General features: G+C 50.4%; 19 protein-coding genes and 2 pseudogenes. 18 read left to right on the top strand and 3 right to left on the bottom strand.

Going from position 1 to position 18,546, the window contains the following annotated elements:
- Nucleotides 1-101 precede the first annotated feature (101 nt).
- From ACMYUL_RS11165 to ACMYUL_RS11135, 7 genes and pseudogenes are all read left to right on the top strand, one after another.
- On the top strand, nt 102-782 hold the full coding sequence (locus ACMYUL_RS11165) for an excalibur calcium-binding domain-containing protein (RefSeq protein ID WP_415770572.1): 681 nt from the start codon (nt 102-104) through the stop codon (nt 780-782).
- A gap of 141 nt (nt 783-923) precedes the next feature.
- The gene (argS, locus tag ACMYUL_RS11160) at nt 924-2,642 is read left to right on the top strand and encodes an arginine--tRNA ligase (RefSeq protein WP_415770570.1); all 1,719 of its coding nucleotides are present in this window, start codon (nt 924-926) and stop codon (nt 2,640-2,642) included.
- A 115-nt stretch (nt 2,643-2,757) separates the two neighbouring features.
- The gene (locus ACMYUL_RS11155) at nt 2,758-3,237 is read left to right on the top strand and encodes a hypothetical protein (RefSeq protein ID WP_415770568.1); all 480 of its coding nucleotides are present in this window, start codon (nt 2,758-2,760) and stop codon (nt 3,235-3,237) included.
- Between the two features lie 138 nt (nt 3,238-3,375).
- Nucleotides 3,376-3,571 (top strand): annotated as a pseudogene (locus tag ACMYUL_RS11150) (glycine betaine ABC transporter substrate-binding protein); the annotation flags it as partial.
- A gap of 140 nt (nt 3,572-3,711) precedes the next feature.
- Nucleotides 3,712-5,241 (top strand): ABC transporter permease/substrate-binding protein, encoded by a 1,530-nt coding sequence (locus ACMYUL_RS11145; protein ID WP_415770566.1) that lies wholly within the window; start codon nt 3,712-3,714, stop codon nt 5,239-5,241.
- Nucleotides 5,242-5,368: 127 nt separating this feature from the next.
- Nucleotides 5,369-5,617: a CsbD family protein gene (locus ACMYUL_RS11140; protein WP_101810656.1), complete on the top strand. Its 249-nt coding sequence runs from the start codon at nt 5,369-5,371 to the stop codon at nt 5,615-5,617.
- Nucleotides 5,618-5,835: 218 nt separating this feature from the next.
- The gene (locus tag ACMYUL_RS11135) at nt 5,836-6,585 is read left to right on the top strand and encodes a class I SAM-dependent methyltransferase (RefSeq protein WP_415770564.1); all 750 of its coding nucleotides are present in this window, start codon (nt 5,836-5,838) and stop codon (nt 6,583-6,585) included.
- Between the two features lie 93 nt (nt 6,586-6,678).
- Here ACMYUL_RS11135 and ACMYUL_RS11130 read toward each other — a convergent pair.
- Nucleotides 6,679-6,756, bottom strand: a pseudogene (locus ACMYUL_RS11130) (IS1595 family transposase); the annotation flags it as partial.
- An 89-nt stretch (nt 6,757-6,845) separates the two neighbouring features.
- On the opposite strand from ACMYUL_RS11130, the gene ACMYUL_RS11125 reads away from it, so the two are divergent.
- The 5 genes from ACMYUL_RS11125 (at nt 6,846) to ACMYUL_RS11105 (ending at nt 11,526) form a co-directional block, all read left to right on the top strand.
- Nucleotides 6,846-8,324 (top strand): Lsa family ABC-F type ribosomal protection protein, encoded by a 1,479-nt coding sequence (locus ACMYUL_RS11125; RefSeq protein ID WP_415770562.1) that lies wholly within the window; start codon nt 6,846-6,848, stop codon nt 8,322-8,324.
- A gap of 185 nt (nt 8,325-8,509) precedes the next feature.
- Complete coding sequence (locus ACMYUL_RS11120; protein ID WP_308021591.1) at nt 8,510-8,737, top strand: hypothetical protein; 228 nt, start codon at nt 8,510-8,512, stop codon at nt 8,735-8,737.
- A 208-nt stretch (nt 8,738-8,945) separates the two neighbouring features.
- The gene (gene tehA, locus ACMYUL_RS11115) at nt 8,946-9,887 is read left to right on the top strand and encodes a dicarboxylate transporter/tellurite-resistance protein TehA (protein ID WP_415770560.1); all 942 of its coding nucleotides are present in this window, start codon (nt 8,946-8,948) and stop codon (nt 9,885-9,887) included.
- A gap of 91 nt (nt 9,888-9,978) precedes the next feature.
- On the top strand, nt 9,979-10,425 hold the full coding sequence (locus ACMYUL_RS11110) for a hypothetical protein (RefSeq protein ID WP_019271077.1): 447 nt from the start codon (nt 9,979-9,981) through the stop codon (nt 10,423-10,425).
- Nucleotides 10,426-10,446: 21 nt separating this feature from the next.
- Nucleotides 10,447-11,526, top strand: a complete 1,080-nt coding sequence (locus tag ACMYUL_RS11105) for a hypothetical protein (protein WP_070513808.1) — start codon at nt 10,447-10,449, stop codon at nt 11,524-11,526.
- Nucleotides 11,527-11,646: 120 nt separating this feature from the next.
- Here ACMYUL_RS11105 and ACMYUL_RS11100 read toward each other — a convergent pair whose 3' ends face one another.
- Nucleotides 11,647-12,498: an MBL fold metallo-hydrolase gene (locus tag ACMYUL_RS11100; RefSeq protein WP_415770557.1), complete on the bottom strand. Its 852-nt coding sequence runs from the start codon at nt 12,496-12,498 to the stop codon at nt 11,647-11,649.
- A 97-nt stretch (nt 12,499-12,595) separates the two neighbouring features.
- Here ACMYUL_RS11100 and ACMYUL_RS11095 point away from each other — a divergent pair, with 97 nt between their 5' ends.
- The 6 genes from ACMYUL_RS11095 (at nt 12,596) to ACMYUL_RS11070 (ending at nt 17,966) form a co-directional block, all read left to right on the top strand.
- A complete protein-coding gene (locus tag ACMYUL_RS11095) occupies nt 12,596-13,582 on the top strand; it encodes a GlxA family transcriptional regulator (RefSeq protein WP_415770555.1) in 987 nt (328 codons plus the stop codon).
- A 134-nt stretch (nt 13,583-13,716) separates the two neighbouring features.
- Complete coding sequence (locus ACMYUL_RS11090; protein ID WP_415770553.1) at nt 13,717-14,163, top strand: sel1 repeat family protein; 447 nt, start codon at nt 13,717-13,719, stop codon at nt 14,161-14,163.
- 30 nt (nt 14,164-14,193) lie between these two features.
- Nucleotides 14,194-15,174, top strand: coding sequence for an alpha/beta hydrolase-fold protein (locus tag ACMYUL_RS11085; RefSeq protein ID WP_415770551.1), 981 nt, complete (start codon nt 14,194-14,196; stop codon nt 15,172-15,174).
- 207 nt (nt 15,175-15,381) lie between these two features.
- Nucleotides 15,382-16,239, top strand: coding sequence for an ABC transporter ATP-binding protein (locus tag ACMYUL_RS11080; RefSeq protein WP_415770549.1), 858 nt, complete (start codon nt 15,382-15,384; stop codon nt 16,237-16,239).
- 154 nt (nt 16,240-16,393) lie between these two features.
- Nucleotides 16,394-17,494, top strand: a complete 1,101-nt coding sequence (locus tag ACMYUL_RS11075; RefSeq protein ID WP_415770547.1) for a conjugal transfer protein — start codon at nt 16,394-16,396, stop codon at nt 17,492-17,494.
- Between the two features lie 7 nt (nt 17,495-17,501).
- On the top strand, nt 17,502-17,966 hold the full coding sequence (locus ACMYUL_RS11070) for a low molecular weight protein-tyrosine-phosphatase (protein ID WP_415770546.1): 465 nt from the start codon (nt 17,502-17,504) through the stop codon (nt 17,964-17,966).
- Between the two features lie 109 nt (nt 17,967-18,075).
- Here the strand turns inward: ACMYUL_RS11070 and ACMYUL_RS11065 are convergent, their stop codons facing one another.
- On the bottom strand, nt 18,076-18,504 hold the full coding sequence (locus ACMYUL_RS11065) for a hypothetical protein (RefSeq protein WP_415770544.1): 429 nt from the start codon (nt 18,502-18,504) through the stop codon (nt 18,076-18,078).
- Between the last annotated feature and the right edge of the window lie 42 nt (nt 18,505-18,546).

Genomic DNA, 18,546 nt, shown 5'->3' with positions numbered 1-18,546 from the left:
CCACAGAATTTACATTTAAATATCAACAGCTCCCCCTTGCTCCTTTGCAGATTTCGTTTAAAATACAACCCAAACAACAACTATTCAAATTACATAAAACTATGCGCTATTACGGTACGATTACACGCTGGAATGACACCCGCCAATTTGGAGCTATCCGCGAAGAAAGCATGGGTACAGAAGTATTCGCCCCACTTTCCGCCTTTACCACACTGACACGTCCGCCTGCCGAAGGCCAACGCGTCTCATTCGACATCGTCAAAGGCAGACGCGGACGCGACGAAGCCGAAAATATCTGCTTCTCCCTTGACTGTGTCGATGAATTCGACTTTTTCGACACCGAACCCGAACCGTATAAAAAAACCTTTTCCAAGCTCTTGCTGATTATCCCCATCATCGCCCTGCTTGCCGCCGGCGGATGGTTTGGCTGGGATTACTGGCAGAAATACCAGCAACAGGCGCAAGCGGCAGCGGCCGCACCGCCGAAGACGATGGTGGAAGAAGTTGCAGCCAAAATAAAAGCCGAACGCGAAGAGTGGTTGGATGCAGTAAACAGCCGTGGTCGTACAAATGCTAAACATAAATCTACGGACACCCAAAAATCTGATCACTCCTCTGTCTCTTCAACATCAAAAAACGAATTCAAATGCGATGGTCGTCAATATTGTTCCCAAATGACTTCCTTAAGTGAGGCAGAATTCTTCGTTAAATTCTGTCCGAATACCAAAATGGACGGCGATCATGACGGTATTCCATGTGAAAACGACAGCCGCTGGCATTAACCTATCTCTTTTCTGCGCAAAAGGTCGTCTGAAAACCCAAATCCAAGGTTTTCAGACGACCTTTCACCTTAGCCCTGTTTCAACACCCCAAATTCTTTTAAAATACCGCCTGATTTGAATTTAACCAAGAGACCGAACTTCATGAACCTACATCAAACCGTCGAACGCGAAGCCGCCGCCGCCTTTGCCGCCGCAGGTATCGCCGACAGCCCCGTTGTTTTGCAGCCGACCAAAAACGCCGAACACGGCGATTTCCAAATCAACGGCGTGATGGGTGCGGCGAAAAAAGCCAAACAAAATCCGCGCGAATTGGCGCAAAAGGTTGCCGAAACATTGGCGGACAACGCCGTGATTGAAAGCGCGGAAGTGGCCGGCCCCGGCTTTATCAACCTGCGCCTGCGTCCTGAATTTCTCGCCCAAAATATTCATGCGGCCTTGAATGACGCGCGTTTCGGCGTGGCAAAAACCGACAAACCGCAAACTGTCGTCATCGACTATTCCTCGCCCAATCTGGCGAAAGAGATGCACGTCGGTCATCTGCGTTCCAGCATCATCGGCGACAGCATTTCGCGCGTATTGGAATTCATGGGCAACACCGTCATCCGCCAAAACCACGTCGGCGACTGGGGTACGCAGTTCGGCATGTTGGTCGCTTATCTGGTCGAGCAGCAAAAAGACAACGCCGCGTTCGAGCTGGCGGACTTGGAGCAGTTTTACCGCGCAGCCAAAGTGCGCTTTGACGAAGACCCCGCCTTTGCCGACACCGCACGTGAATACGTTGTGAAGCTGCAAGGCGGCGATGAAACCGTGTTGGCGTTGTGGAAACAGTTTGTCGATATTTCGCTCTCGCACGCCCAAGCCGTTTATGACACGTTGGGCTTGAAGCTGCGTCCTGAGGACGTGGCGGGCGAATCGAAATACAACGACGATTTGCAGCCCGTTGTCGATGATTTGGTTCAAAAAGGTCTGGCTGTTGAAGACGACGGCGCGAAAGTCGTGTTCTTGGACGAGTTTAAAAATAAAGAAGGCGAACCCGCCGCATTTATCGTGCAAAAACAAGGCGGCGGCTTCCTCTACGCCTCCACTGATTTGGCGTGCCTGCGCTACCGCATAGGTCGTCTGAAAGCCGACCGCCTGCTGTACGTCGTCGACCACCGCCAAGCCTTGCACTTCGAACAACTTTTCACCACTTCCCGCAAAGCAGGCTATCTGCCGGAAGATGCAAAAGCCGAGTTTATCGGCTTCGGCACCATGATGGGCAAAGACGGCAAACCGTTCAAAACGCGCAGCGGCGACACTGTAAAACTGGTTGACCTGCTGACCGAAGCCGTCGAGCGCGCCACGGCTTTGGTGAAAGAGAAAAACCCCGAATTGGGCGCGGATGAAGCCGCTAAAATCGGCAAAACCGTCGGCATCGGCGCGGTCAAATACGCCGATTTGAGCAAAAACCGCACCAGCGATTATGTGTTCGACTGGGACGCCATGCTCTCGTTTGAAGGCAACACCGCCCCCTACCTGCAATACGCCTACACCCGCGTGCAAAGCGTGTTCCGCAAAGCAGGCGAATGGGACGTGGCCGCGCCAACCGTTTTGACCGAACCGCTGGAAAAACAGCTTGCCGCCGAGCTGCTGAAATTCGAAGACGTGCTGCAAAGCGTGGCAGATACCGCGTATCCGCACTACCTCGCCGCCTATCTCTACCAAACCGCCACCCTGTTCAGCCGCTTCTACGAAGCCTGCCCGATACTCAAAGCCGAAGGCGCAACCCGCAACAGCCGCCTGCAACTGGCGAAACTCACTGGCGACACGCTGAAACAAGGCTTGGGCTTGCTGGGCATTGATGTGTTGGATGTGATGTAAATCATTTCCCATAAGCAAAGGTCGTCTGAAAACGGATTTTCAGACGACCTCCGTTTATCGGCTTCCTTTCCGCCTGCAGGTTGTCTTTCCAAACTTTTTATCGGAGCGAAAAATCATGAAACGCCTACCGGCTCTCCTCGTCGCCTTATTACTCATTACCTCCTGCCGGGAAAATCCCACCATGCCCGATAACCGACCCGCTTCCCAAGAACATCCGCAAACGGCATCCGATACCGTGCCGACCAATGAAGAATTGTTGACCTATGCCGAAGAACACCTGGCCGCTTACCGTTATCACGATGCCGCCGCGTGGGCATATAAACTGAAACGGCAGGGTATCGCCCTCTCTCCCCGCCTACAACAAGTATTGGACGAAGAACGCTACAATCCCGATACCCCCGTATCTACCGGCAGCATCTACCATCTCCGGCCGCAGCAAATCAACCTGCTTCGGGAGAAAGCGAAAAACGGCGACACGGCTGCCGCCAAGCGGCTTTGGCAATATTACAGTCTCTCTGCGGAACAAACGCCCAAGAATAAACGGGAGGCCGACTATTGGGATGCCAAAGCCGGTGAAGGCCGTCAGCCAAATTAGGTTTGTGGGTAATGCAGGGAATGGCTGCAACAGTGTATGGAGCAAACCTATTCGACAACAGGAGTATGCCGTTTTATACGAACATACTGTCAGCCGTCGTCTTCCATTACCGTTTCGTTTGAATAAGAAAGGTCAAAAGCCCTCTTTACCTCCTATCAAGGTGTGCAGCCGATGAAAACCGAGTTTGCCGAACAGCATCCCGACATAGTCAACTCATTAGACAAACTGGCAGGCAAAATCAGCAAAATCGAAATGATTGAAATAAACTACCGTGAAAGTAGGCGGAGAAAAACCGACGGACGTAGCACGGGATTATTTAAGGAAAAACGACTAGATAACAGAGCGGGGAATAACATCTGAGGTCGTCTGAAAGCCCGTTTCAACAAAATGAAAACCGGTTTTCAGACGACCTTTTTATCTTCTTTGTCCTTTAGGCTATACTGTTGGAAATATTTTCAATTCCGACAATTCTTTATGCCTGATTTTCTTCCCGTCCCGCCAGCCGAACTTTGGCAGGCGACGCTTGAACACCTCCGCCTCTCCCTGATTGCCCTGCTTTGCGCCGTTGCGCTTGCCGTGCCGCTGGCCGTGTGGCTGGCAAATAAACGGCGTTGGGCGGAAGGTGTTTTGCAGGTAACCAATATCCTGCAAACTATCCCGTCCCTCGCGCTGCTCGGCTTGCTGATTCCCTTTGTCGGCATCGGTTCGCCGCCGGTTTTGATCGCGCTGACGCTCTACGCCCTATTACCGATTTTTCAGAACACCTATCTCGGTTTGAGCCAAATCGATCCTGCCATTAAAGAAGCGCACACCGCGTTCGGCTTGTCCCGTTGGCAGGCGTTGTGGCGCATTGAATTGCCGATGGCGTTGCCTGCCATGATTTCCGGCATCCGCACCGCGTCCGTATTGATTATCGGCACGGCAACACTCGCCGCGCTCATCGGTGCGGGCGGCTTGGGCAACCTGATTTTGCTCGGCATCGACCGCAACAACATGGCGATGACGTTTACCGGCGCGCTGCTGTCCGCCCTGCTCGCCGTATTGGTCAGCGGCGGCATCGGCATGCTGCAAAAGTCCAAGCACAAAATGCCGATTACCGCCGCCCTGCTTGCCATCCTTATCGCCATCGGTTTGACACCGATTTTTCAAACGAACCAATCCGCACAAAAAATCACCATCGCAGGCAAACTCGGCAGCGAACCCGACATCCTCATCAATATGTACAAACAGTTGATTGAAGAAAATAATCCGCGCGCGCAGGTGATGCTTAAACCCAATTTCGGCAAAACTTCATTCCTGTTCAACGCCTTAAACAGCGGCGAAATTGATATTTATCCCGAATTTACCGGTACCGTCCTCGAAAGTCTGGTCAAAGTCCCTGCCGCACAGCAAAACCGCCGCCTTTCGCCCGAACAGACCTACCAAACTGCCAAAGACCTGCTCGCTCGACAACACCGGCTGACCTTTCTGCCGCCGATGGCATACCAAAACACCTACGCCCTCGCCGTCAGCCAAGACTACGCCGCCGCGCACAACCTGCACAAAATCTCCGACCTCAAACGCGTGCAAAACCAAATCCGCGCCGGCTTTACCCTCGAATTTACCGACCGCGCCGACGGCTACAAAGGCCTGCAACAACACGGCATACAGTTTAGCCACCTCTCGACGCTCGAACCCGCCCTGCGCTACACCGCCCTCCTAAACGGCAAAATCGACCTCGTTGAAGCCTATTCCACTGACAGCGACCTCAAACAATACCGCCTCGCTGTCCTTTCAGACGACATCGCCCTTTTCCCTTCCTACCAAGGCGCACCGCTGATGAAAACCGAGTTTGCCGAACAGCATCCCGACATCGTGAACGCATTGAACAAACTGACAGGCAAAATCAGCGAAGCCGAAATGACCGAAATGAACTACCGCGTGAAAGTGGGCGGAGAAAAACCGGCGGACGTAGCGCGGGATTATTTGCAGAAAAACGGTTTGATAAACGATAAGGGCAAATGATTCAGGTCGTCTGAAAAACGGTTTTCATTTTATTGAAGCGGGTTTTCAGACGACCTCCGAGTTGCAACAAGCTACCAATTAGACTATAGTGATTTCTCGATCAACATAAACATCAAGGAAATAAACCATGAGCGGTAAATTAGACCAAATCAGCGGTAATGTAAAAGAGAAAGCCGGAGAACTCTTAGACGATCCCAAACTCCAAGCAGAAGGCGTGATCCAACAAGGCATCGGCAAAGTCAAAGAAGTTGCCGCCGACATTGAGGAAAAAGCAAGCGACGTATTGAAAAAAGGCAAAGAAGAAGCAGGACATCTGGTTGACGAGGCAAAAGAAAAAGCCGAGCACCTGATTGACGACATCAAAAGCAAGTTCTAATCCATCCTTGTCTTAAACTATGTCAAAAGGCCGTTTGAAACACGATTTCAGACGGCCTTTATTTCAGGCAGCGCAGCCACCCAAAATCGCTTGTTCCCCATCATCAGACTTTCAGACGACCCCGCCGGATAAATTGGATGAATGAATCCAATGCTTTAACGCTTTTGCCGAAACCGACTCGAAATACGCATAGTTTAATCATCGACAGGAGAAGCACCATGCCTTCCGCCAAACTCATCCAAAAACTCAAACCCACCCTGCAAAATCAGCTTCCGCCCGAACAAGACGGCATCTTGTTGTGCCTCGATTCCGACAACGTAACGGGCGAAAACGCCAAATACATGAAAATGTACAACCGCCTCGCCCGTTGGTACGATTTCGGCGAACGCTGGATAGCGCGCCTCAGATACGGCAACAGCATCAACGAAATGCGGCGCAGCCTGATGGGCGAACTGGAATGGCGGCAGGATTGCACCGCGCTCTACGTCTCCATCGGCACAGGTACCGATTTAAACCACCTGCCCGCCGACATCGACCCCGCCGCGCTGGATTTAACCGGTGCCGACCTGTCGCTCGGCATGTTGGAACGCTGCCGCAACGTATGGCAGAAAAAAGCGGCAGGCTTGGACTTGGTACACTGCAACGCTGAAGATTTACCCTTTGCCGACAATATGTTCGACGTCGTATTCCATGTGGGCGGCATCAATTTTTTCAGCGACAAGCAAAAAGCCATCAACGAAATGCTGCGCGTCGCCAAGCCCGGCACCAAAATCATGATTGCAGACGAAACCACCGACTTCATCCAACAACAATACAAAAAAAGCCTATTCACGCGGAACTACTTCCAAGACACCGATTTCGATCTGACACAAATCGAAAACTGCATCCCCGAAACCGTGCAGGAAAAGAAAACGCGGCTGCTGTGGAACAACCGCTTTTACTGCATTACCTTCCGCAAACCTGTTTGATACAGCCGCCGCATTTGCTTTTTCAGACGACCTCGAAATCTGAAAAGGTCGTCTGAAAAATAAAAGGGGCTGACGTGGATTAGCCCTAAATTCACACCAATCCCGCAGGATTTTAAGCTGTTGGGACGGTGTGCCGAAGTTAAACCGACATTCGCATTTTAATTTTATAGGCAACTGTCAAGTGCCATAGAAAGCTGATATAGAAAATGGCTTAAATTTGTATAATATTAAATAAAATAGGAATGTAAGGAGGTATTTTTATGTCGACAATTAAAATTGAAAACCTCAGTTTCTCATATCATGGCTATGTAAAACCTATATTTGAAAATGTATCGTTTTCCTTTGAGACAAACTGGAAAATAGGATTGATAGGAAGAAATGGAATTGGCAAATCAACGCTATTTAAGTTACTTTTAAACCAAGAAACTCATCAGGGTAAGATAATCAAGGATATTGAATTCATTAAATTTCCACCAAATATAACTGATACTTTAAAATCAGGGATTGAGTTATATAAAGAACTCATACCAGATGGGGAAGAATGGAAATTATTTAGAGAACTTAGTTTGCTCAATGTAGATGAGAACCTTGTTTATAGGGAATTTGGAACACTTTCTAAAGGAGAACAAACAAAAATCCTTTTAGCTATTTTGTTTACAAGAGAAGATGGCTTTTTACTTATTGATGAACCGACAAACCATTTGGATATGCACGGCAGAAAAATTGTAAGTGAATATCTGAAAAGTAAAAAAGGGTTTTTGCTCATATCTCATGATAGGGATTTTTTAGACGGCTGCATCAATCATGTTATTTCTATTAACAGGAATTCTATTGATGTCCAATCAGGAAATTTTACATCATGGTATGAAAACAAATTGATGAAAGACCAATTTGAAATCAGTAAAAACGAGAAATTAAGAAAAGATATTAAACGATTAAAAGAAGCTGCAAGGCAATGTAAAATTTGGTCTGATAAAATTGAAAAGACTAAAAATGGTGTGAAAATATCAGGCGTAAAACCGGACAAAGGATATATAGGTCATAAAGCAGCCAAAATGATGAAAAGATCCAAGAATTTGGAGAATAGACAAAATCAGGCAATAGAAGAAAAACAGAATTTACTAAAAGATATTGAAATAAAGGAAAATCTATTATTGCATCCGTTACATCATCGCAAAAATCCTCTAATATCGGTTAGTGATTTATCATCATATTATGGGGAAAAACAGATATTAAGTAATGTGAGCTTTGAAATAAAACAAGGCGATATAGTAGCCATATATGGTAGTAACGGAAGTGGAAAATCGACCTTGATTAAAATTTTATTAGGTCTGAATCACGATTATACAGGTGAGATAAAATTAGCAAGTAATTTGGAAATATCGTACATCCCTCAAGATACATCTGATTTAACGGGTAGCCTAAATGAGTATATTCATAAGCAAGATGTTGATGAAACATTGTGTAAAACAATTCTTATAAAATTAGATTTTTCAAGAGAATTATTTGAAATGGATATGAAGAATTATAGTGATGGACAAAAAAAGAAAGTTTTAATTGCCGTAAGTTTGTCAAAGCCGGCTCATTTATTTGTTTGGGACGAACCATTAAATTATATAGATGTAATATCAAGAATACAGATTGAGGAAATCATAAGAGAAGCAAAGCCTACACTTATATTTGTGGAACACGATAAGCGATTTGTAGAAAATATAGTCAATAAAATCATACAATTATAAATAAAATAAGCAATTAAAGTTTAGGAAAAGACTAACACAGAAACAATAAATCAAAAAAGGTTTACTGTTTTTTCTTTGCTAAAAAACAGAAAGAAAGGAAAACAGAAAATGAAAAACATAGATGAAAAAATTTTAATGGCAGAAGAAGAAATCAAGCAGTTACAAAACAAAAAGCCATCAACGAAATGCTGCTCGTTGCCAAGCTCGACACCAAAATCATGATCGCAGACGAAACCACCGACTTTATCCAGAAACAATACAAAAAAAGCCTATTCACGCGGAGCTATTTCCAAGACACCGATTTCGATCTGACACAAATTGAAAACTGCATCCCCGAAACCGTACAGGAAAAGAAAACGCGGCTGCTGTGGAGCAACCGCTTTTACTGCATCACCTTCCGCAAACCTGTTTGAAATATTTTTCAGACGACCTCGAAATCTGAAAAGGTCGTCTGAAAACCACATTTATAAACTCAAACATCCGAATATCAATGCCCAATACGGCTCATGCTGAAATCCGATACTCCGGACAGATTTAGCGTCTTTATTATGATTCAACCCAAGCTGCATTTACCGATTTGAATCGGCTATACTACCGCCTTTCCTTAAAACACACATTGTCATGAGTACCCGAAAATTTCCCGTCCCCCTCAGCTATTTCAGCATGCCGTTGGGGCTTTTCGCGCTCGGTTTGTCTTGGCGTTACGGCGCGCGTATCGGGCTTTTGCCGCATTGGGCTGCGGAAACGCTGTTAGCCGCAGCATTTGTGCTTTGGCTGCTGCTGGTCATTGCCTACATCATCAAAATCCGTTTTTTCCGCCCCGAATTTTTGCAGGATTTGCAGGATTTGGTGCAATGCTGTTTCATCAGCGCGATTCCGATTACCACGATGCTGGCAGGTTTGGCAGCCTTACCCTATCAAACGCTACCGGCAAAAGGGTTGATTTTTCTGGGAACAGCGGGGCAGTTGGCATTTGCCATGTACCGCACAGGCGGCTTGTGGCGCGGTGTCCATACCCTTGATGCCACCACGCCGATTGTGTACCTGCCCACCGTTGCCACCAATTTTGTCAGCGCGACCGCAATGGCGGCATTGGGTTTATCGGATTACGCTTGGCTGTTTTTGGGCGCGGGACTGTTTTCATGGCTTAGCTTGGAAGCCGCCATATTGAGCCGTTTGCGCACCGGTACACCCGTCAACGCCCCTGTGCGCGGTATTGTCGGCATTCAACTTGCGCCCGCTTTTGTCGGCTGTGGCACCTATTTTGCCGTATCGGGCGGGCACATCGATACCTTCTCGCTGCTTTTAATCGGCTACGGCTGCCTGCAATTCCTGCTACTGCTGCGCCTTCTGCCTTGGATGCTGGAACAGGGATTCAGCCCCAGTTTTTGGGGTTTCTCATTCGGTTTGGCGGCAATGACGGGCTGCGGTTTCCATTTGATCGCCGAAGAGCGTTTACTGTTTTTAGGTTATTTCCTCGCCACCACAGGCTCCGGCTTGGTTATGTTGCTGTTGCTGGCTACTTTGAATTTGGCGAGACAGGGACGGTTGTTGGTGAAATAAAAAATCATGCGGCTTAAAGGCGTTATAAAACGGACATGGATACGAACATGGTTTTAGGTCGTCTGAAAACTACATTTGGAAATTCAAACCGATGAAGATAAACCCTGAAAACGGCAGCATCATCCTGCCAGACGGCAATATTATTGGCGCACGCACCACGCTTGATGACTGGATTGCATGCTTCCCAAAATCCAGCCCGAATCATCTGCAAGCGGGAATAACATTTTTCGGTTTGTCATTTACCAAACAGTCCGAACAATACACCCTTACCGCCCGGTTCGAGCAGCAACGGCTGGAGCGCTTATCCATATTCTTCTGCCCGATAGGCGAGGACAACAGCTGGGCAGCATGGTCGGAGGAGCGCGAATTGCAACGCAGAAAACAATTTGATCGATGGCTGGATAAGCAGCTGGGCGATGCCCCTTGCTCCATTGAAACATCGGCAGCAGGCAAATGCCGTCGATTTGCATGGGGCAATGCGAGCGCGTACTACCACAATAAAGACGGCAGTACGATGATCGTCATCAGTTATCGCTGAGCGCCTTTCAAAGGATGCCCCATGCACTACCAATCGCTAACCGCCGCGCTGGAACAATATAGCAGCAGCCTGACCCAGAATCCCGCCTCCCCCGACAGCCTCGCCCTGCATATCGACCGTCAAACGCAAGGCTGCCTGAAACTCCACACACCCGACGGTATCAGCCTCAGCCTGACTTGCCACGACGAACCCGTGTTCTGGTCGTTCTTCAGCCACGATTTATACGACGTTTACCTCGTCCGCAGCTACGCCGAAAGCTGGCAGGCATACCAGCCCGTCGGGTACATCGGCAGCCGCGTAAACGAACATATCGCCCGCCTGCCCGCCGCAGAGCAAGGCCTGTTGTGGAACAAATATTTCATCGAACAACTCGCCGCCCACGACACAGGGCTGCTCGGCATCGGCGAATGGCATTTCAACTACCGCCCTGCCCAAACCCTGCCGCAGCGATGGGGCGAATGCCGACACGACACCACCGTAGTACAACCCGAAACCGACAAAAACTACGCCCAATGGCTGTTTTCAGGTAGCCGTTTCGACGCGCTGGACAACAATTTCTACATCCAAGCCGAACGCTTCATCACCCTGAAAACCCACCACGCCGAAGACGGTCGTCTGAAATATTGGCGCAAACGCGCACGGCAAAACCAACTGCCGCCCGTCTTGGTGTACGAACTCCCTGCCCTATCCAACCGCCAGCTGATTTTAGACGGACACCTGCGCCTCGCCGCCGCGCTCACCGAAGGGCAACTACCGCCCATCATCGCCATTCAAGCCACCACCGCCCGACACAGCCGGCAAACCGCCGCCGAACGTGAAACCGCAAAAGCCGCCGCCCTGTCGCAATACGAAAAAATCGCCCAACAAACCAACAACAATCCCCAAGCCTTAAACGCCGTCAGCCAGCACATCGTCCACGCTTTCGATACCCGCCCCTACCTGCTGCACACCACCCGCGCCGCCGCCGACATCGCCCCGAAAACCTGGCTGCAACAACTGCAAACCTACGCCGCGCAACACGGTTTCGCCGAAGAATTTGAACGCGTTTGGACAACCGAATCATGGCCGATGAAACGGGTAGCCGCTTTTGGGGTCGTCTGAAAGCGCAGCTTCAACGAAGTTAAAACGAAGTTTCTGCACAGCCAAAAGGCTACCTGAAAGCCAAAAGCAGCCTGCACTTTGAAAACAAGGTGCAGGCTGCTTAGGGTAATGAGCCGTTTATCAATCCAGCTTAACGATTTCTCCGTCTTCCGGAACGTTCACACGGCTTTCAATGCCTTGACCGCGTATAAATTTACGCATATCGGCGCGGCTGACGGCGGTATGATTCACGGTATCCATGTGTACGGTGATGATTTTGGCTTTAGGCATGACTTGGCTGGCTTTTAATACATCAGCCGTCCCCATAATAATGCCGTCTGAAATGCCTGAAATCAGCGCGTAGCCCGTGTTCATAATCAGATAATCGGGTTTGTAGCGGTTCAATGCTTTGTTTACATCTGCCGTCCACACAGTATCACCCATAATATAAGCGGTTTTATGTCCGCTGCTTTGGAATACCACACCCATTGCATCACCTAAGATTTCGGCTAGCTGCGGGTTGGCATACATGGCTTCGGTACCGTGTACGCCGCCGGTTTTGCTGATGGTTACGCCGTTGAAGACAGTGCTGCCGTTCAACACGCGTACATCAGTAAAGCCTTGGCTGCGGATTTTTGCCGCGTCGGCTTGGTGCTGCACATATACGGGCAGGTTTTTCGGAATGGAACGTGCGGCGGTTTCGTCCCAATGGTCTTCGTGAGTATGGGTAACGATAACTGCATCCACACCGTCCAAAATTTTATTCACGCTCATCGGCAGCCCGACCAGCGGCATTTTGGCTTGGTTATTGAATGTGCCGGCAAAGCCGTTCATGGAATGCTTGGGGGCGAAAAACGGGTCAATTAAAAACGTCTGCCCCGCATATTCGACTTTGGCGGTAGCGTTACGGATATGTTGGTATGAATCGTCTGCCCAAGCGGAAAAGGCTGTCGCGCTCAAAACAGTGGCAAGAATAAATTGCTTGGATTTCATTATGTTGCTCCTTAAAAAATCATGGAGCGTATTTTAAGCAGCAGGTGTATCGGCTAAAATAGGCAATATTGCCAACAAACGCAAGGATAGTGCCAAAATGTCGTCTGAAAACGAGCGTAACGAGTTTCGCCAAAATCAAACTGTCCCCAAAATCGTGCTATATGCTCAATCGGGCATGAATGATTTTGTCTTCAACATTCCCTTTTCTGTTTTTCAGACGACCTATCGGAACAATCCGCTCTTTGACCTGAAAATCTGTTCCGATGACAGCAAAGACGTCATCACGGCACTGGGCGCAAGCATTCCCGTACACGGCGGCTTGGATTTGACGGAAGAAGCCGACATCATCGTCATCGCAGGCTGGCGCAATATTGAAGAAGCCCCGACACCTGAGTTGAGCGCACATTTACAGAAAGCAGTACAACGTGGCGCGCATATCACCGCCCTATGTTACGGCACTTACGCCCTTGCCTACACAGGACTTTTAGACGGCAGAACCGCCGCCACCCACTGGCTGGCCGAAGACGACTTTGTCCGCCGTTTCCCTAAAATTCATCTGGATACCAACCGCCTTTATGCGGAAGACGGCAACTTTTTAACATCGGCAGGTGCGGCGGGCGGGCTGGATTGCTGCCTGTACCTCATCCGCAAAATCCACGGTGCAACCGTTGCCAACGATCTTGCCCGTACCTTGGTTGCGGCACCACACCGCGAAGGCGGGCAGGCACAGTTTATCCACCGACCTGTCGAACGTCGTACCGCCGATGACAAAATCAATCACTTATTGGACGAACTGCGCCAAAACCTTGCGACCCCATACCGCTTGGACGATTTGGCAAAAAAATTAGCCGTTTCCCGCCGTACCTTTATCCGCCATTTTTCTCAAGCAACAGGCATGAATTTCGGTGAGTGGCTCACAGCAGAGCGGCTATGGCAGGCGCAGGATTTATTGGAAAATACGGATTTGCCGATAGAACGCATCGCCGAACAAAGCGGCTTCGGCAGCGCGTCAAACCTACGTTTGCAGTTCAAAGCCAAGTTTAAAATCAATCCGAATGCCTGGCGGAAAGTATTTGGCAGATAGCTCGCGTTAGTCAATCCAAAACACCTGAGTGCAGGCTGCTTTGAAGGTCGTCTGAAAGCAGCCTGCACTTGCCACTTGCCGTAAACGCATGATATTTCTAAACTACCCTTTCCCCCACTTTTAAAGAAACGCCCATGAAATCCAAACTATCCGCTCTTACCATCTCCGCCCTTCTTGCCGCATGCTCCTCCGTTCCGCATCATAACGAACAGGCGAAAGCCCTGCTGGACGAAGGCATCGCTCTGTATCAGAAGCACGATTACCAACACGCCAAACGCTATTTTGAGCAGGCGCAGCAGGCGGGGCATATGAAAGCGCCGCGCTATCTGGGCTTGATGTATCTGAACGGCGAAGGCGTCGCCCAAAATGCGCAAACCGCTTTCGCCTACTTCACGCAGGCAGCCGAAGCGGGCGACATCACGGGGCAATACTGGTTGGGCTATTGTTACGAAAACGGCATTGGCACGGCAAAAGACATGACCCAAGCCGTGCGCTGGTATCAGAAATCCGCCGCACGCGGCGACCATGTTTCCCAGCCCGCCATTGACGCGCTGAACCGCTTGGGCGTAAAAACAAATTAACTGTTTCCCTCAATCTTTCAAGGAGTTTCCATGAAAAAGACCGCCGCCGTCATCGCCGCCGGCCTGCTGCTGGCAGCCTGCACCGCCACGCAAAACACCGCTGAAAACAGCCCCGCCGCCCAAAGCGCGCAAAATCCCGCTTGGGACAAACAATACGGCGGCGCGGACAAATCCTACGACAGCCGCCTGCTCGCCCTGCGCGAGCAAATCGCCCCTCGTTTTGAAGTGCTGACCTTCAAAGATCCGCAAACGGGCAAAGAAATGCAGTACAACCTGTACACGCCCAAAAACCTCGAACCCGGCCGCCAATACCCGCTGGTGATGTTCATTGCCGACGCCAGCACCGCAGGCAAAGGCGTGAAAGCCCCGTTGATGCAAGGCTACGGCGGCATTATTTGGGCAACCGACGAAGCGCAGGCGAAACACCCCGCCTTCGTCCTCGTGCCGTCCTACACCGAAACGGCGGTCAATGACCAATGGCAAACTTCAGACGAAGTCGGCATGACCCTGCGTCTCGTCAAAAGCCTGATGACTCAAAAACCGATCGACCCCGACCGCGTTTACACCACAGGCCAATCCATGGGCGGCATGATTTCCTTCTATCTCAACAGCATCGAGCCGAATTTCTTTGCCGCTTCCATGTTCGTCGGCAGCCAATGGGACATCAATGTGTTGAAACCGCTGACGCAGGCGAAATTCATCTACACCGTTTCCGCCGCCGACCCGAAGGCATCGGCAGGTATGGCGCAAGTCGGCGAAATGCTGCAACAAAACAAAGTCGCCTACGCCGAAACCGAGTTTTCCGCCAAACTGCCGCAGGCGGAACAAGACGCAAAAGTCCAACAAATGCTCGCCCAAGGCAAACGCATCAACTTCATCCGCTTCACGCCGAATACGGTGATTCCCGCAAACACCACCCACAAAGGCGCGGAACATATGTATTCGTTTGACTACGCCTATTTGCTCGAACCCGCCCGCGATTGGCTGATGCAACAGAAACGGGGGAAATAAGTCTTTTGATTTGAAGGTCGTCTGAAAACCGTTCTCCCCTAAAGCCACTTTTCAGCTATCCTTAGCCTATTTCGACCCAGCAAGTAGGTCAGATTAAAAACCCAACTTCCACCAAAATCTCTGCCTAACCCGCCGCCGTTTCAGACGACCTACCAAAGTTTTCGGAACATGAACCACGCCGTTTTGTCGAAGTTGCAAAGGATATTTATGATGCAGCCTGAACATACTCCCTTAATCGAATTCAAAAACGTCAGCAAACGCTACGACAGCCACACCGCCGTAAACGAACTGAACCTCACCATTTACCAAGGCGAGTTTTTCGTGTTGGTGGGCGGTTCGGGCAGCGGTAAATCCACCACGCTGCGAATGATTAACGCGCTGACCGAGCCGACCGACGGCGATGTTTATTTCAACGGCAGACGTATCAAAGATTACGACATCCGCGGGCTGCGCCACCGCATCGGCTATGTGCTGCAACAAATCGCCCTGTTCCCCACCATGAGCGTGCGGCAAAACATCGAGCTGATGCCCGACATTTTAGGCTGGGACAAACCGAAGCGCACATCGCGCGTGAACGAACTGCTCGAGCTGGTCGGTATGCCGCCCGAAACCTACCTAAACCGCTATCCGCATGAACTCTCCGGCGGCGAACAGCAGCGCATCGGCATCCTGCGCGCCATCGCCGCCCAACCCGACATCTTATTGATGGATGAACCCTTCTCCGCCCTTGACCCGCTCGCCCGCGCTTCCCTTCAGGAAACTGTGTCCCTAATTCACAAAAAACTCGGCACCACCATCGTTTTCGTTACCCACGACATGAACGAAGCCGCCAAACTCGCCTGCCGCATCGGCGTGATGCACCAAGGCAGGCTGGTGCAGGTCGATACGCCGCAGGATATTCAAAACCATCCGGCGGATGATTATGTTCGCTCCCTGTTCGGCGCGGCGCAGCCGGAAAACACCGCCTCCGCCGACGAAGTCATCAACCTTTACCGCCGTTTGGACGCGGACGGCAAAGCGCGGGTAAGAGAGCATTGGGCAAAAGAAGAAAACAAAGAAGATTGAAAAGAGGTCGTCTGAAAACGTTAAAATGGTTTGAGCAGCCTGCAATATTTGTTTGAACGCTGCCGAAGCGTCGTTTTCAGACGACCTTTTCCCAATCCGTATCCCGATATTGTTATAATCCGAGCTGTCCGGACAACCACCGATTTATATCCATATGAACACCTTCATCCTCCACGACACACGCCCTTATCCACAAACTCCGGTTAAAAACCATTTACTGGTAAACGCCTCCCTGCTCGCACACGGCACGACCGCCGCAACCCGCAAGATCGCTGTGGGACAGTTGCAAACCGAAATCCGCAGCCAGCTCCATCAAAACTACTACGTCAACCTGTCCGTCGCCATGACCATGGCACCCGATGCGGAGACCTACAACGCGCTGATACAGAGCATCAATCAAGTCTTATCCGCCGAAAACGACGACGAAGCCCAATGGTTTGCCCTGCCCGTTGTCATCGTCGCCGGCTGCAAACAGGAGCGCACGCTGCCCCTGACGCTGCCTACCGAAGCACTGACCGCCTGTCTGTCCAACTATCCGCACTTGCGCGCCTTAACGCAAAACACCCAATGGCTGCCCTTCCTCGCCCATTCAGACGACCTGAGCGGCATCACGCCCGAACAATGGTGGAACGCGAAACAAAACAGCGAATCCGCCGCCGCATTCCTGCAAACCTTTGAAGACAAACCGCTGATTTGCCCCGAAGGGCAGTCCGTCCACGTCGTGTATGCGCTGGGCTACGGCGATAAAAACCTGCAAACCGCATTGGGCGTCAACCTGCAACAGGCAGGCCTGCCGCTGATGCAGGTTTGGCAGGAAAGCCTTGCCGCCGACGGGGTTACCCTTTTCACCAATCCGCTATCCCCGAACACCCCGCTCCAAGCCTTGACCGACGGCAGCCACACCCGTCAGCGCATGGCGATGGACGTATTCGCCACCAACGCCATCCGCGCCATCCGTATGCAGAGTCCGCGCGTCGGCATCGTCATCGCCGCAAGGGCGGGCGGGCAGATTTTGTTCGGCTTCAACGCGACCGACAGCGCGTTTGAAGTCGTCCCGCAAGTGTTCGTGTGGAACCTTTCATCTTCCGACAACATCGCCGTCATCCAACACAACTTCCTCGACCTGATGGCGGAATGCCGCGTCGAGCATATCCGCATCCTGCACGACGTTTTGCCGGAAAATGCCGACCTGCCGACCTACGCGCAATCCCTGTCCCTAGACGGACACAATCCATTCTTCTCCGAACACGCCTAAACCGCCTATGAAAAACCATTCCGTACTCTTCGTCTGTCTCGGCAACATCTGCCGCTCGCCCATGGCGGAATACGTCCTGCGCCACCGCGCCCGCGAAGCAGGCGTATCCCACCGCGTCCGCACCGACAGCGCAGGCACATCCGGCTGGCACGACGGCGAAAACATGCACCAAGGCACGCGCAAAACCCTCGCCGCCCACGGCATCGACCATCAAGGTTTTACCAGCAGCAAAGTGCGTTCCGAAGATTTTGATGAATTCGACGTCATCATCGCCATGGACGACAACAACCTCGCCGAATTGGAAAAAATGTTCGGCAAATACCCTGACAAAATCTTCAAACTCACCGACCTCATCCCCGAAAGCGGCTACCGCCACGTCCCCGACCCGTGGCACACCGGTGACTTTAACGAAACCTTCAGGCTTGTGGACGCAGGCAGCGTCGCGCTGCTGAAAAAGCTTGGCTTGGTTTGAATCGGTTGACACAACATTTAAAGTTGAACACAACTCAGTAAAAAAGGTCGTCTGAAACCTCAAATTTGAGTTTCAGACGACCTTTTTCTCTATCTTTATTTATGCAGGCTTATGAGGGCTGTCCGATTTTCTTGACCTTTTTAGCATTCAAACGCGCAATAATCATCAAACAGGAGACAACGAAATAGACACCAGCAGCAAACATAAACAGCATACTTATCAAGCCTTGCGCCATGTCTCCGCAACACGGCGGCGTCGAATTGCTCCAATACCAAAACAGATACAAGCCATTAAAGAGCGATGTTACCAAAAGAGAGGCAAGAAAATATCTCTTGAAATAAAGATAAGGCAGGCAGAGAAAAAATTGCACCAACAAAGCAAATCCGGCAACTTCGAGCGCGTCTTTCGGTTCATTCATCCCTAAATCAAAATATTGCGCCCAAGCATAAGACCATACGGTCATAGCGACTACAATCACAACCACCACGGTCAATAAAGAAAAAATCCGCTGTTGCGTGTCTTGAAATTGGAAAACCACGATTGTTCAAACCTCCTCAAAGCGGCATTTTCAAGCCCATTT

The sequence above is a fragment of the Neisseria sp. CP9 genome, assembly GCF_047758525.1.
Lineage (GTDB): Bacteria > Pseudomonadota > Gammaproteobacteria > Burkholderiales > Neisseriaceae > Neisseria.
Note: the sequence above shows the minus strand (reverse complement) of the source record. Positions and strands in the feature narration are given on the sequence as shown.

What these genes read in the sequence shown, in the direction of transcription:
- argS (WP_415770570.1), top strand. Translation starts at nt 924, where the DNA reads ATGAACCTACATCAAACCGTCGAACGCGAAGCCGCCGCCGCCTTTGCC.
- ACMYUL_RS11110 (WP_019271077.1), top strand. Translation starts at nt 9,979, where the DNA reads ATGAAGATAAACCCTGAAAACGGCAGCATCATCCTGCCAGACGGCAAT.
- ACMYUL_RS11145 (WP_415770566.1), top strand. Translation starts at nt 3,712, where the DNA reads ATGCCTGATTTTCTTCCCGTCCCGCCAGCCGAACTTTGGCAGGCGACG.
- ACMYUL_RS11135 (WP_415770564.1), top strand. Translation starts at nt 5,836, where the DNA reads ATGCCTTCCGCCAAACTCATCCAAAAACTCAAACCCACCCTGCAAAAT.
- ACMYUL_RS11070 (WP_415770546.1), top strand. Translation starts at nt 17,502, where the DNA reads ATGAAAAACCATTCCGTACTCTTCGTCTGTCTCGGCAACATCTGCCGC.
- ACMYUL_RS11155 (WP_415770568.1), top strand. Translation starts at nt 2,758, where the DNA reads ATGAAACGCCTACCGGCTCTCCTCGTCGCCTTATTACTCATTACCTCC.
- tehA (WP_415770560.1), top strand. Translation starts at nt 8,946, where the DNA reads ATGAGTACCCGAAAATTTCCCGTCCCCCTCAGCTATTTCAGCATGCCG.
- ACMYUL_RS11080 (WP_415770549.1), top strand. Translation starts at nt 15,382, where the DNA reads ATGATGCAGCCTGAACATACTCCCTTAATCGAATTCAAAAACGTCAGC.
- ACMYUL_RS11085 (WP_415770551.1), top strand. Translation starts at nt 14,194, where the DNA reads ATGAAAAAGACCGCCGCCGTCATCGCCGCCGGCCTGCTGCTGGCAGCC.
- ACMYUL_RS11075 (WP_415770547.1), top strand. Translation starts at nt 16,394, where the DNA reads ATGAACACCTTCATCCTCCACGACACACGCCCTTATCCACAAACTCCG.
- ACMYUL_RS11120 (WP_308021591.1), top strand. Translation starts at nt 8,510, where the DNA reads ATGCTGCTCGTTGCCAAGCTCGACACCAAAATCATGATCGCAGACGAA.
- ACMYUL_RS11125 (WP_415770562.1), top strand. Translation starts at nt 6,846, where the DNA reads ATGTCGACAATTAAAATTGAAAACCTCAGTTTCTCATATCATGGCTAT.
- ACMYUL_RS11100 (WP_415770557.1), bottom strand. Translation starts at nt 12,498, where the DNA reads ATGAAATCCAAGCAATTTATTCTTGCCACTGTTTTGAGCGCGACAGCC.
- ACMYUL_RS11090 (WP_415770553.1), top strand. Translation starts at nt 13,717, where the DNA reads ATGAAATCCAAACTATCCGCTCTTACCATCTCCGCCCTTCTTGCCGCA.
- ACMYUL_RS11095 (WP_415770555.1), top strand. Translation starts at nt 12,596, where the DNA reads ATGTCGTCTGAAAACGAGCGTAACGAGTTTCGCCAAAATCAAACTGTC.
- ACMYUL_RS11140 (WP_101810656.1), top strand. Translation starts at nt 5,369, where the DNA reads ATGAGCGGTAAATTAGACCAAATCAGCGGTAATGTAAAAGAGAAAGCC.
- ACMYUL_RS11165 (WP_415770572.1), top strand. Translation starts at nt 102, where the DNA reads ATGCGCTATTACGGTACGATTACACGCTGGAATGACACCCGCCAATTT.
- ACMYUL_RS11105 (WP_070513808.1), top strand. Translation starts at nt 10,447, where the DNA reads ATGCACTACCAATCGCTAACCGCCGCGCTGGAACAATATAGCAGCAGC.